This is a genomic window from Pseudoalteromonas sp. (assembly GCF_036960685.1).
Lineage (GTDB): Bacteria > Pseudomonadota > Gammaproteobacteria > Enterobacterales > Alteromonadaceae > Pseudoalteromonas.
Map to the genome: position 1 here is coordinate 1 of NZ_JBALXK010000032.1, position 12,958 is coordinate 12,958.

Annotated in this window: 15 protein-coding genes; 5 read left to right on the top strand and 10 right to left on the bottom strand. The window is 41.6% G+C overall.

What is annotated here, in order from left to right:
• Positions 1-80: 80 nt before the first annotated feature.
• The 3 genes from V7783_RS19140 to V7783_RS19150 are packed head-to-tail and all read right to left on the bottom strand — an operon-like array spanning position 81 to position 2,324.
• Complete coding sequence (locus V7783_RS19140) at positions 81-1,070, bottom strand: COX15/CtaA family protein (protein WP_335680094.1); 990 nt, start codon at positions 1,068-1,070, stop codon at positions 81-83.
• A gap of 17 nt (positions 1,071-1,087) precedes the next feature.
• The gene (locus V7783_RS19145) at positions 1,088-1,582 is read right to left on the bottom strand and encodes a transmembrane cytochrome oxidase associated protein (RefSeq protein WP_335680095.1); all 495 of its coding nucleotides are present in this window, start codon (positions 1,580-1,582) and stop codon (positions 1,088-1,090) included.
• A 1-nt stretch (position 1,583) separates the two neighbouring features.
• The gene (locus V7783_RS19150; protein WP_335680096.1) at positions 1,584-2,324 is read right to left on the bottom strand and encodes an SURF1 family protein; all 741 of its coding nucleotides are present in this window, start codon (positions 2,322-2,324) and stop codon (positions 1,584-1,586) included.
• On the opposite strand from V7783_RS19150, the gene V7783_RS19155 reads away from it, so the two are divergent.
• Complete coding sequence (locus tag V7783_RS19155; RefSeq protein WP_335680097.1) at positions 2,278-2,640, top strand: DUF2909 domain-containing protein; 363 nt, start codon at positions 2,278-2,280, stop codon at positions 2,638-2,640. The two genes, V7783_RS19150 and V7783_RS19155, sit on opposite strands and share 47 nt — an antisense overlap.
• On the opposite strand, the gene V7783_RS19160 is transcribed toward V7783_RS19155, so the two are convergent.
• From V7783_RS19160 to lexA, 5 genes are all read right to left on the bottom strand, one after another.
• On the bottom strand, positions 2,540-3,415 hold the full coding sequence (locus tag V7783_RS19160; protein WP_335680098.1) for a cytochrome c oxidase subunit 3: 876 nt from the start codon (positions 3,413-3,415) through the stop codon (positions 2,540-2,542). The two genes, V7783_RS19155 and V7783_RS19160, sit on opposite strands and share 101 nt — an antisense overlap.
• An 11-nt stretch (positions 3,416-3,426) precedes the next feature.
• Positions 3,427-3,954, bottom strand: a complete 528-nt coding sequence (locus V7783_RS19165) for a cytochrome c oxidase assembly protein (RefSeq protein WP_335680099.1) — start codon at positions 3,952-3,954, stop codon at positions 3,427-3,429.
• Positions 3,954-5,555, bottom strand: a complete 1,602-nt coding sequence (gene ctaD / locus V7783_RS19170; protein WP_064667723.1) for a cytochrome c oxidase subunit I — start codon at positions 5,553-5,555, stop codon at positions 3,954-3,956. The genes V7783_RS19165 and ctaD overlap by 1 nt, the downstream gene beginning before the upstream one ends.
• On the bottom strand, positions 5,555-6,697 hold the full coding sequence (gene coxB / locus V7783_RS19175) for a cytochrome c oxidase subunit II (protein WP_335680100.1): 1,143 nt from the start codon (positions 6,695-6,697) through the stop codon (positions 5,555-5,557). The genes ctaD and coxB overlap by 1 nt, the downstream gene beginning before the upstream one ends.
• A gap of 415 nt (positions 6,698-7,112) precedes the next feature.
• A complete protein-coding gene (lexA, locus tag V7783_RS19180; protein WP_064667721.1) occupies positions 7,113-7,730 on the bottom strand; it encodes a transcriptional repressor LexA in 618 nt (205 codons plus the stop codon).
• Positions 7,731-7,963: 233 nt separating this feature from the next.
• Between lexA and V7783_RS19185 the strand changes: the two genes are divergently transcribed.
• A complete protein-coding gene (locus V7783_RS19185) occupies positions 7,964-9,457 on the top strand; it encodes a pre-peptidase C-terminal domain-containing protein (RefSeq protein WP_335680101.1) in 1,494 nt (497 codons plus the stop codon).
• Positions 9,458-9,507: 50 nt separating this feature from the next.
• On the opposite strand, the gene V7783_RS19190 is transcribed toward V7783_RS19185, so the two are convergent.
• A complete protein-coding gene (locus V7783_RS19190; protein ID WP_335680102.1) occupies positions 9,508-10,305 on the bottom strand; it encodes a hypothetical protein in 798 nt (265 codons plus the stop codon).
• A gap of 121 nt (positions 10,306-10,426) precedes the next feature.
• Here V7783_RS19190 and V7783_RS19195 point away from each other — a divergent pair, with 121 nt between their 5' ends.
• On the top strand, positions 10,427-10,870 hold the full coding sequence (locus V7783_RS19195) for a PaaI family thioesterase (RefSeq protein WP_335680103.1): 444 nt from the start codon (positions 10,427-10,429) through the stop codon (positions 10,868-10,870).
• Here V7783_RS19195 and V7783_RS19200 read toward each other — a convergent pair.
• Positions 10,867-11,247, bottom strand: a complete 381-nt coding sequence (locus V7783_RS19200) for a hypothetical protein (protein WP_029216163.1) — start codon at positions 11,245-11,247, stop codon at positions 10,867-10,869. The two genes, V7783_RS19195 and V7783_RS19200, sit on opposite strands and share 4 nt — an antisense overlap.
• Positions 11,248-11,410: 163 nt before the next feature.
• Here V7783_RS19200 and V7783_RS19205 point away from each other — a divergent pair, with 163 nt between their 5' ends.
• Positions 11,411-12,112: a hypothetical protein gene (locus V7783_RS19205; RefSeq protein WP_335680104.1), complete on the top strand. Its 702-nt coding sequence runs from the start codon at positions 11,411-11,413 to the stop codon at positions 12,110-12,112.
• Positions 12,113-12,247: 135 nt separating this feature from the next.
• The gene (locus tag V7783_RS19210) at positions 12,248-12,901 is read left to right on the top strand and encodes an endonuclease (protein WP_335680105.1); all 654 of its coding nucleotides are present in this window, start codon (positions 12,248-12,250) and stop codon (positions 12,899-12,901) included.
• Positions 12,902-12,958 lie beyond the last annotated feature (57 nt).

Sequence of the window (12,958 nt, forward strand, 5' to 3'; positions counted from 1 at the left end):
CGTGACCAAGGTGATTATTATGCCTTGATCTGATCACTACATATTCTATAAGTTCAATTTATAATGATCTTGCCGTGCCCCTAAGTACGTGCTTTTAAGTAAAAACATAAACGAACTACCGTTAACAATAGTATGGCAGCCATTAAATTATGCGCCAGTGCTACGCCTAGCGGAAAATGCCAATGCACAACCGCTAAGCCTAAACAAATTTGGCACAGTAATGCCACCAATACTAAGACGCAGCACTGTTTAATTTTTCGTGAAATTGCGCGGCTATAAATACGCCACATGATCAGCGCTAACACCACACAAGTAACTAACGCCCAAATACGATGCAGTAAATGAATCGACATTCTGGCTTGTTGCGATAACACTCCATATTCATACGTGCTGTGCTCTAACGGCAATTGAAACACGCTGCTCAGTGAAAACGGCTGACCGTAGCTACACAGTGGTAATCCATTGCAATGTGGTGCCGCATAGTTAGCTGCAAGCCAACCTCCAAGCGCAATTTGCATCACCAATACTGCTAAAGCTACTAAGCTAAGTTTAAAATAGCGCCGCGCGGGGGCATCACCACTATAAATAGGTTTAGCCGTTAGCCGCAAATACAGTAATGTAATCAATGATAAAATACTGAACCCACCTAGTAAGTGGCCCATTACGATTAATGGCTGCAAGTTCATAGTGACCGTCCACATCCCTAGCGCAGCTTGAAAAATAACTAAGGCAAGTAACAAAAACGGTAATTTAACCGGCATTACTGGATGCTGACGCTTTATAAAAGCAAAAATAAATAGCGCCAGAATAAGTAAGCCGAGTGTGCCTGCGAAGTAGCGATGGATCATTTCTTTCCACGCTTTGGCAGTTTCAAACATCATATCGGGGTAACTTTGCTCTACATGAGCTAAATCAGCCGCATGTTTTGGTACGGTTAAAAATCCATAACAACCGGGCCAATCAGGACAGCCTAAGCCTGCATCACTTAAGCGCGTATAGGCGCCTAAGCCAACAACCAAAATCGATAACAGAAAAGTGGCTAAAACTAAGTGCTTATAATTTTTATACATAGTTAACACTCCTTTGATCAGCTAGAACGCGAATAGTTAAGTAATTTTTTTAAATCTTGCAGTAGACCTTTTTGCGTTAAGCGATTTTGTTGTGGCTCATCATGATAGGGGTATTGCAATACCACTAACCCCATATGGTCGATTAAATATAAGCTGGCAGGTGTTAGCTCTTCAATACTCGCTAGCTGCGGCCAAGCAGAAACTGTTTGTCCAGCGGCTCCTAAAATAACCATATCAACCTTGCCTTGGTTTTTACCAAGCGCAACATATAAGTTATCAAGCGCTTGCAACTGCTCAGCACATGCTTGTTGACATTGCTCAGGATGGTTTAAAGCAATAGTCCATTGCTTATGCTCGGTATTTTTCCAGTCTTTGATTTTTACTTCGGTTGTTAAAAATTCACCATTATTGGTGGCTGCAGAGGGTATCCAGTCTAACTTTAATGCTAAATAAGCCAGCACTAAAGGCACTAAACAGCAACCGATAAAAATGACCATGGGTTTATTTTTCATTTTAATTCCTTCTTTTACTAGCAAAAACAGCGACTACAACACATGCCAAGGCAATTAATAGCCATTGCACAGCATAGCCATAATGTTTTTGTGGACTCATCACCACAGCTTGATAATGCGGTATACCTAGCTCATCACCTGCACCTTGGCGGTAGCCAATAAAATCAATCATCGCTAGCTCTGTTTGGTGAGTGAATAACTGTAAATCGATGGTTTGCACCCGCTTGGGCCAACTGTCATCCTCGAGCTTGTTTAATGAGGTGTTATCTAGGGTGAAACCACTGAGTTTACCCTGCTTGAGTTGTACATCGATTGTAATGGGTTTATTCGGTAGTTCGATAGAAGGTAACTGCTCGCGTGAAATCGGAGCTTTAACCCAACCGAGATTAATTAACAGCGGTTTATTGCTGGTTGCAGGTTTAAACAGTGTTAACACATCGTAACCAACCTGCCCTTGATAAACTTGATTATCTAACAACCAGTAGTGATCAGTGTCTATCGTGCCCGTTAAAGTCGCCTGAACGCCGGTTTTATTCCAATCACTAGGCAGTGCCTGCACTTGCGGCCATTGCATTACACCTTGCGCTTGCACACTGGCGATATGGGCAAGTTGCTGTGTTTTAGCTTCAGCTCGTTGCACTTGCCAATAACCTAAACGTAAACACACCAATACCACAACAATCACCACGCAAACGATGAAAATTGAGCTAAGCTTTTGTTTACGCCATAAAATTAACTGCATAAAGGTGAACCCAGTGATTATTAAAATTATTATTGTACTGTTGTTAGTGTTTATACTTTTTAACTTATTTAGAGCATTATTTATTATGGTTTCAGGTCGAGATAATGGGCGGCCAATGTCACACTATTTAGGCCGCCGCGTGTTGTTTTCTGTAGTGGTGCTCGTTGTTGTTATTGCGGCGCTGAAGTTAGGATACATCTCCCCTAATGCCAACCCTACAACACATATACAAACACAAATAAACACAACCACACCACATCAACAAAGTGCCAATACCAAGCCGCTGCTTGAAAAGCAAAATGTTTATCAGGGCTAAAATGACCTTTTAAAATTCTAAAAAATACTACCAGTAAAATAATAGTACCGAGGGTCACGTGCATGCCGTGAAAACCAGTTAATAAGAAGAACGTATTGCCATAAACACCGGCATCTAAAGTCAATCCTAAGTCTTGATAGGCGTGAATATACTCAGCTACTTGCAACCCTAAAAATACAACGCCAAGTAAAATAGTGAAGCCTAAAAACACTTTTAGTGGGCCACGTTTATTGTTTTCCATTGCCACATGGGCAAAGTGCAACGTCACCGAGGAAGTAAGTAAAATTAATGTATTTATTAATGGTAACCCCTGCCAACCCATAGCTTGTGTCGTGCCACCAGCAGGTGTTGTTACTAGCGGCCACATTGCTTCAAAGGTTGGCCATAACACCTCATTGGTCATGGCGTTATTACCCGCGCCACCGAGCCAAGGCACCGAGATCATTCGTGCATAAAACAAGGCGCCAAAAAAGGCCATAAAAAACATCACCTCTGAAAAAATAAACCAGCTCATTCCTTGGCGAAACGAGCGGTCCATTTGTGCTGAGTACAAACCTTGATGTGATTCTTCAATAACATTCTTAAACCAGCTAAACAGCATATAGAGCAAAATTGCTATTCCGCCGTAGAGAATATAATGGCCATTGCCACCTTCAGAACTTGCCTGCATAACCGTTAGTGCAGCGCCTACGGCAATTAAAAACATCGCCACAGCACCGACAATAGGCCACGGGCTTTGTGCAGGTACATAGTATTTATCGTAATTTTGATTCATCTCACTTGCTCCTAATTACTAGCCACTAACTGACTACTAATATCAAACACGGTATACGATAAGGTGAGCTCTTCTACATCATCTGGCAATTCTGTATCGACGTAAAAAAGTAATTTGAACTCCACCTCTTCACCGGCTTTCAATGGCTGTTGATCAAAACAAAAACAGGCCATTTTATGTAAATATTTGGCTGCTTTTCCTGGCGATACCGAAGGTACCGCCTGCATTACTTTATCTTCATTACTGAGGTTTTTTGCTTTAAACAATACCTCGCGCATTGCACCTGGCTGCACTACAACACTGTATTCAGCAGATTGCACCGCAAATGGTGCACCACTTTGTGCATGTGTGGTAAAGCTTACATCCACCTCACGTGTTTCATTAATGCTGGTACTTTGCTTTGCTTGCTCTAGTGATGGTTTACCATTGAGTCCTGTTACATCACAAAAAACGTCATATAACGGCACCAAAGCGAAGGCAAAAGCAAACATACCTAGGCATATCAACACTAATCGCTTAAGCAGTGGTGCGTGACTCATTACTTGATCTCCGGCGGTGTTTCAAAGGTGTGATATGGCGCAGGCGAATCCACTTCCCACTCTAAACCTTCAGCTCCATCCCAAACCTTCGCGGGGACTTTGTCGCCACCTCTTGCGCACTTAAATACCACCACTACAAATAGTAATTGCGATAAGCCAAAGGCAAACCCGCCAAGACTAATAATGGCGTTAAAGTCAGCAAATTGTAGAGCGTAGTCAGGAATTCGTCGTGGCATACCAGCAAGGCCAACAAAGTGCATCGGAAAGAACAATACGTTCACACTCACTAACGACAACCAAAAATGCCATTTAGCTAAGGTGATATTAAACATATTCCCCGTCCATTTTGGCAGCCAATAATAGGCCCCAGCCATGATTGAGAATACCGCACCGGTGACTAATACATAATGAAAGTGCGCTACCACAAAGTAGGTATCGTGATACTGAAAATCAGCAGGGGTGATCGCCAACATCAAGCCGGAAAAGCCGCCCAAAGTAAACAGTACAATAAACGCAATACTGAATAACATCGGTACTTCAAAACTAATTGAACCGCGCCACATAGTGGCTACCCAGTTAAATACTTTTACCCCCGTTGGCACCGATATCAGCATAGTTGCGTACATAAAAAACAACTCAGCAGCTACAGGCATACCCGTAGTAAACATGTGATGCGCCCAAACAATAAAGCTGAGTAAAGCAATCGAGGAAGTGGCATATACCATGGAGGCATAACCAAATAATTTCTTCCGAGAAAAGGTCGGCACTATGGTTGAGATAATACCAAAGGCAGGCAAAATCATAATATATACTTCAGGATGACCAAAGAACCAAAAGATATGTTGGAACATCACTGGATCACCACCACCTGCAGCATCAAAAAAGCTAGTAGCAAAGTATTTATCTGTGAGCACCATAGTCACCGCACCAGCGAGCACCGGCATTACCGCAATTAATAAGAATGCGGTGATTAGCCAAGTCCAAACAAATAACGGCAGTTTCATCCACGTCATACCTGGTGCGCGCATATTCACTATGGTCACAATCACATTAATTGCGCCCATAATTGAGCTGATACCCATAATGTGCACAGCAAACACAAATAACGCAGTGTTATCATTACTGTAAGTGGTAGAAAGCGGAGCATAGAATGTCCAGCCAAATGCAGGACCGCCACCAGGCATAAACAATGATGCTAATAGAATTAAAAATGCGAACGGTAAAATCCAAAAGCTCCAATTATTCATTCGTGGCAATGCCATATCTGGCGCACCAATCATCAACGGCACCATCCAGTTAGCAAGCCCAGTAAAGGCCGGCATAACCGCACCAAACACCATTATTAAACCATGTACTGTGGTCATTTGATTAAAAAAGTGCGGGTCGACTAATTGCAGTCCTGGCTGGAACAATTCAGCACGGATCACCATGGCCATTGCACCACCAATTAAAAACATAGTGAGCGAAAAGATTAAATATAAACTACCTATGTCTTTATGGTTGGTTGTATACAACCAGCGCTTAAACCCCTTTGCTGGGTGATGATGCCCATCATCATGATGTGCAGCTGTATTATCATGTTGCTGTGTTACGCTACTCATTATTTAGCCTCCGATGTTGCATCAAGCTCAGCTTGGATCTGACTCGGTTGAATAACATCGCCGGTATCGTTACCCCACGCATTTCGTTTATAGGTAATAACTGCTGCTAATTGCTTAATTGATAATTGCTTAGCAAACGCCTGCATCGCAGTGCCTGGACGGCCATGTAGAACAACATCGATATGATCTTTAATATCTCCAAGCACTACCGGATTACCTTTAAGTGCAGGGAACACACCGGGTAACCCCATGCCTGTTGGTTGATGGCAAGCAGCACAACTTGCCATATAGACTTGCTCACCCAGCGTCATTAATTCTTCTTTGGGTAGTGTTTGATCGAGTAACGCGGCATCCGCAGCAGCGGCTTTTTGTTTTGCTTGTTTAGCATCAGCCAGCCATGTAGCAAACTCTTGCTCAGATTTAGCTTCCACCACCACTGGCATAAAGCCGTGATCTTTGCCACATAGCTCTGCACATTGGCCGCGATAAATCCCTTCTTCATTAATTTTTGTCCAAGTTTCATTAATAAAACCAGGATTGGCATCTTTTTTAACCGCAAAATCTGGTACCCACCAAGAGTGGATCACATCATCTGAGGTCATTAAAAAGCGGACTTTTTTATTGATCGGTAAAACTAAAGGTTTGTCTACTTCGAGTAGGTAAGTATTTGTTTTATCAGCTTGATTAGTTATTTGTTCTTGCGGGGTCGATAAAATCGAGTAAAAAGCAACATCTTCGCCCATATACTCATAGTGCCATTTCCATTGCGAGCCTGTAATTTTAATTGTCAGATCCGCTTTACTGGCATCCTCCATCGCAATGAGCGTTTTGGTCGCCGGCACAGCCATAGCAATAAGAATAACAAATGGAATAGCAGTCCAAAGTATTTCAACTTTAGTGCTTTCGTGGAATTGAGCTGGAACAGCCCCTTTTGATTTACGGTGATGTATTAATGCCCAAAACATAACGGCAAATACAATCACTCCAATCACACAACAAATAATGAATATAGTCATGTGCAGTTGATAAACATTATTACTTATATCAGTTACACCTTCGCGCATATTAAATTGGCTATTAGCCAACAATTGCTGCGGAAGCATTAGTAATATAAGCCACAAGGTAGAGCTCAGTTTACCCATGTGACGGCTCCTTTTGATGCTATTGCAAAACGCAAAGCGAAAAGGCGGCACTGCTTTTTTCACGCCAATTCGTTATTTTTTTATTGTAACTGGTAATTAACTCTGTCTCTGGAAAGTGTGTTTGCGCAAAACATCGCAACTTTTAAAGACAGTTGTTAACACAGTGTATTAACCAATTAGTTAAAAAACGAACAATTAGCAAGTTTTAGGAGTAATTTATTTCTCTTTTGGTGCATAAATAATAACTAAAAATCAGCGCGTTATTTTGTTATGAGCGGTAGTTTCGGTGCAGTGAAAGTAACGTAAAAGTAGAGTTTACGAGGGCTCGAGAGGCATAGCTAAGTATGAAATTTAGCCATTAAAGGGGTAAAAAAAATCAAAGCACCAAACTTCACCAGTTTGGTGCAAAATAGGTTTACATCCAGTCTGCGTTGCGGATCACCCCAACCGCCAACCCTTCAATATTGAAAGACTCATGCTCAAGATCGACTTCAATAGGTGCAAATTCATCATTTTCAGCATGTAAAAAAACTTTTTTACCTGCTTTTTCAAGGCGCTTTACTGTTACATCATCATCAACACGGGCAACAACCACTTGGCCATTTTCAGCAACTTGCGTGCTGTGTACTGCCAGTAAATCACCATCCATAATGCCAATATCTTTCATACTCATGCCTTGCACTCGTAATAAAAAGTCGGCTGCGGGTTTAAATAATAAGGGGTCAACTTGACAATGGCTCTCAACATGCTGCTCTGCCAAAATTGGCTCTCCAGCAGCAACCCGACCAATTAGCGGTAAACCAAGTTGCTCAGGCTCTTCTTCTTCAACCAATTGGATACCACGGCTAGCGCCAGGCTTCATTTTAATTACGCCTTTTTTAGCTAATGCTTTTAAATGTTCTTCCGCTGCATTAGCACTTTTAAAACCTAACGTTTGCGCAATCTCAGCACGGGTTGGCGGCATACCGGTATCTTTAATAAAAACTTTTATAAGTTCGAGAATTTGAGCTTGGCGATTCGTTAATGGGCGCATACAACTGGTTTTCCATACAGTACATTTAACTGTGAGTATATACAGTTATCTGAAAATCGCAAATATAAATACTGAAAAGTGAACCAGAATTATTAAGTCCATTTTTTCTTGTAATCACTCTGTGGCTAACACTTACAAAATTAAATGTCGGCTGTTAACTATTAGTGTTGATTACATAAATTCGTTTTTTGTAGTCAAGTTTTTACAAAACCAGTGCAATCGATGAGTTTTAAATGAAAAAAATGACGCCACTATTTATGAGTTTGTTGTTTAGCGGTTATAGCTATGCTCAGGTGCCCCTCTTTGAAGCGCAGCAAAGCAACTTTGTGCAATTAAAAAGCGCACAAGCAGTCGCCCAAACTCAATTCGGGCAACCACTTTTTGAACTTAACACTGATACCGCTAGCTTCTTTTTACCTGTGCAAGGCAACGATATCGAGTTTATTAAAAGCACTGCAAGCACATCATCAACGGGTAATCTGATCTGGGTTGGTAAAAGCTTAGATGGTGATGAGATCACCTTGATAAAATCAACAAAAGGCACCTCTGGCACAGTTAAGGTAGATTCTCGTGTATATAAATTACAACCTAACAAACGCGCCGGTCATAACTTCATTGAACTTGATCCTGCTAACCAGCCCGACGAACATGCACCAGGATATCAACCGTCAAGCCCAAGTTTGTCAGTGAGTGAGCAAATATTAACAGCACAAAACTATCAAACGGCACTGGCTACAAATGCACAAAGTAATATTACTCTATTAGTTTTGTACACCGCGGCAGCTGCACAAAAATCAGCGGATATTAATAGCTTAATAGACCTTGCGATCGTTGAAACCAATCAAGGCTACCAAAACTCTGACGTAAACGCTGTAGTGAGCTTAGCGCATGTCGCCCAAGTGAATTACACTGAGGCAGCAAACTCAGCAACGGACTTAAATCGTTTAGCCGCAAAAAATGATGGTTATATGGATGAAGCACATACTTTGCGCGATCAATATGGTGCTGACGTGGTTATCTTAGTCAATGATGTAAATGGCTATTGCGGTCAAGCAAATGCAATTGGTGCAAATGCAAGCACTGCATTTGCGATGGTCGATTATGACTGTGCAACAGGTTATTACTCTTTTGGTCATGAGATTGGTCATTTACAAGGTGCTCGCCATAATCCAGAGAACGATCCCTCAACCTCCCCTTATGCGTTTGGCCACGGTTATCAGCATCCGCAATCGCAGTGGCGCTCAGTTATGGCGTATAATTGCAATAGCAACTGCACACGTATAAATTATTGGTCAAACCCAAACAAATCATACAATGGCGCGGTGATGGGCACGGCATCGCAGCATGATAATGCTCGCGTATTGAACTTAACCAACCCAACCATCGCGAACTTCAGATCAGGAACTACCACCCCACCGCCAAGTGGTAATGAGCTACAAAATAATCAACCGGTCACTGTCAACGGTGCAAAAAATAGCGAGCAGCTATTTACCTTTACAGCGCCAAGCGGTACTCAGCAAGTGACGATTACAACCTCTGGTGGGACCGGCGATTTAGATTTATATGTGAAGTATAATGGTACAGCCTCAAGCAACGACTATGATTGTCGCCCTTATAGAAATGGCAATAGCGAAAGCTGTAGTGATAACCGCGCTGGTGACTATTCTATTATGGTGAAAGGTTACAGTGCTTTTAGTAATGTAAGCCTCACTGCTAGCTACCAGTAAGCTCACTTCAGGTAAGCACAGCTGTGCTTACCTGCTGCAGATTAGTTAGCTTATAAACGCATTGTTAATAACAAGCTCATACTATTTAAATCACTTCCAGAATCAAGCCCTGAGCCTAAACCAAATTTTAATGCAACATGTTGATTAAACCAATATTGAGTTTGCAGCTCATAGTTGTCACTGAGGTTATCAGTGTTACGAATATTGGCGATAAGGCCTACTGACCAAGCTTGATTTACATAATAAACTGCCCGTCCTTGCACATAGCGATAACGTCCGGCCAATTGTTTTAATTCCAAGTCCCAACCTTGGTTATTATCAATATCAGTCCAGCGTATATACGGCGCATAAGTCCACTCTACTGACACATGTTCAGTGCTGTGCTCCCCGTTAATATTACTGCTTTCAGCGCGACTGTAATAAGCGTTAAAACCAAGTTGGAGATTCTCATTCATCTGCTTACCAAGCGCTGCACTGGCTAAATAATTGGTATCTCGCCAGTATTTGTAATCATCGGAGATCCTTTGCAGGCTGGCCTGCATAACTAACCCTTCAGGGCCATAAACAGCAGCATCAATATTTAAATAGCTAAAATCACCATTTGAAAACCCGCCTGCAGCATAGTTATTTATGCGATTTAAGTGGGCTTTAAGTTCATACGGCCCATTTTTAGACTCAAGATCTTCAGCAAAGTAACGATAACGAGCTCCTAAAAATGACTCATCTAAACCACCAAGATCCGCAAAACCAATATCGAGTTGATGCTGTGTAGTAGCTACAACGGGAGCCGGAGCAAGTAAACTGACAAGCAAGAATACTGCACTAAACCCAAATACGCCTAACCTCATTCTGTTAGCCTATTAACAAATACATAATAAAGGTACATTTTAGCTATTTTTATGATCTTAACTGTAGAAAAATGTTTAAAAGTGTAGACTGATTTAAGAATTAATTTTATGAGGCACAGTAATGAGTATTTGGTATCAACCGATCACCCTAGCGCAGTGTAAAGCACTCGATGAAGGGATTAATGGGCAAGGCACATTAATGAAAACTATGGGCATTGAGATTAGTGAAATTGGCGATGACTATTTAGCAGCAACTATGCCTGCAATCCCAGCACACCATAATCCTATGGGCATGGTGCATGGCGGTGCAAATGTTGTGCTCGCAGAAACAGTAGCTAGCTATGCAGCAAACTTTGTAGTTGATTTTACGAAGTTTTATTGTGTTGGCCAGGAGATAAACGCGAATCATTTAAAAGCGTCACGCAACGGCACCTTAACGGCGATTGCAAGGCCACTGCACTTAGGCAAGCGAACGTCGGTATGGGAAGTAAAAATTACTAATAGTCGCGCAGAGCTGTGCTGCGTATCCAGAATGACCGCAGCTGTTGTCGAGCGTAAAGGCTAGCTTGCAAGTGGGTATATTGTAATTTCAATACCCGCACCAATCGCAGAAATACGCAATAACGTATCGGCACTGAGCGCTTGATTAAAGCATTTTGGCGAAGTGCCAGATTCAAAGCCAATATCAAAGGTACGTCTTGAGCATGATAACCACTGTTTTAAAGCATTACGCGAACAAGACTCGATCAGCTCACATAAATGGTTAATGGCTTTATCTGGCGAGGTAACGTCTTCTTTAGACTCAATACGTGCAAGTTGACGGTACTCATCTTTATCATAATGCAAAACTACAGCACTCTTTTTTAAGTCCGCAACTAGCAGACTAATATCTTGCTTTGATTCCAGTTCTAGATCTACATTTAAAAATTGAATTTCCGACATTGTTTCATTTTTACCCTGCGTTAATAACAACGCAAACTTTAACCTAATTTTACATTTATACCAAATCAACTGTGGATTTTATTATCTGCGACAATTTGCCACATTGGCAAACTCGATATAATTTATACAATAGCGCACTAATAATAATAAACAGGTAGTAGTAATGAATAAACGCATTTTCAAACATGCGCGTAAACTCCACAAGTGGCTAGGTTACCTACTAGCACTGCAAATTTTCGCATGGTTGCTTGGCGGCTTAGTCATGAGCGCAATACCACTTGAAAAAGTACACGGAAAGCATTTGGCTGCACGTCAATTAGATAATCCATTTAAACAACAAGACTACTCAGCTTCACTAGATAGCATTGTTGCGCAACTAAGTGATCCGGTGCAGATCAGCTATCGTCATTTTTTAACTACCCCAATTATTGTTGTGACTACAGCTCAAGGAGAGTCGAGCTATAATGGCCTCACAGGTCAGCTACTAGCTGCGCCAACACAGCAAAATATCATTGCTAATGCTAAAGCCCACCTGCTAATTGATGCAACTGTAATACACGTCATGCAACTTGACATTGGCCCCAGAGAAGTGGGCTACAAAGGAAATTTATGGCAAGTGCAATTTGATGATTTGTGGAGCACAACTTTGTATTTATCTGCACTTAATGGCCAAGTTATTACCGTCCGCAGCACTATATGGCGCATATTCGACTTTTTCTGGATGTTACATATTATGGATTACGATGAGCGTGAAGACTTTAACAATCCTTTACTGATCAGTTTTTCAGCGACTAGCGTACTGTTTTGCATCACTGGCATGCTACTTTTACTACAAAATGTACGCCTACGCCGCCGTAAGCTTTAAATTGTAGCCAGGCATTATAAGTGCCTTGCCTGTTGTATCATTGCATTTTTCTCAACATACTCCATTCAACTGATTTACCCGTTTGAATAATCACTCTAAAATAGCGCTTCCTGTAGTTCACTAAAGTGATTGGATATGCCGCATTTTCTTCTTGCGCTCGCTTTTTTTTGCCTGAGTTTTAACCTTTACGCAGAGCAATTTACGAGTTTCTCAAGCGCCAAAAAACATCTGATAAAAACCTTACCCAACGATGCTAAAAGTATTTACTGTGGTTGTGATATAAAACGCCAAGGTAAAAAGCTAATACCCGATCCAAATGCGTGCGGTTATATACCACGCAATGCCGTAACACGCTCAGGTAAACCCAATGCTCGTGCCGTTCGGATTGAATGGGAACACATAGTTCCAGCTTGGGAATTTGGCCACCAGCTGCAATGCTGGCAAAATGGAGGCCGTAAAAACTGCGTTAAAACCAGTGAGCAGTTTCGTAAAATGGAAGCCGATATTAATAATTTGGCGCCAGCAATAGGTGAGATAAACGCCGATAGATCTAACTATCGGTTTGGTATGATTACAGGTGATGCGAACCAATATGGCCGCTGCCAAGTAAAAGTCGACTTTAAGCAACGCCTAGTAGAACCGCCATTTCATGCCCGAAAACGTATCGCTGATGCCTACTTTTATATGCAAAAAACCTATGGTTTAAAAATATCTGATAAACAGCAAAAGCTATTTACCGCATGGCAAAATCAAGCGTTGGCGGCGAAAGGCAGTAATACTGTACTTTAAATAGCCAAAAAGTATAAAAAGGCGCATTGCGCGCCTGTTACTTAAAATCTGTATTTA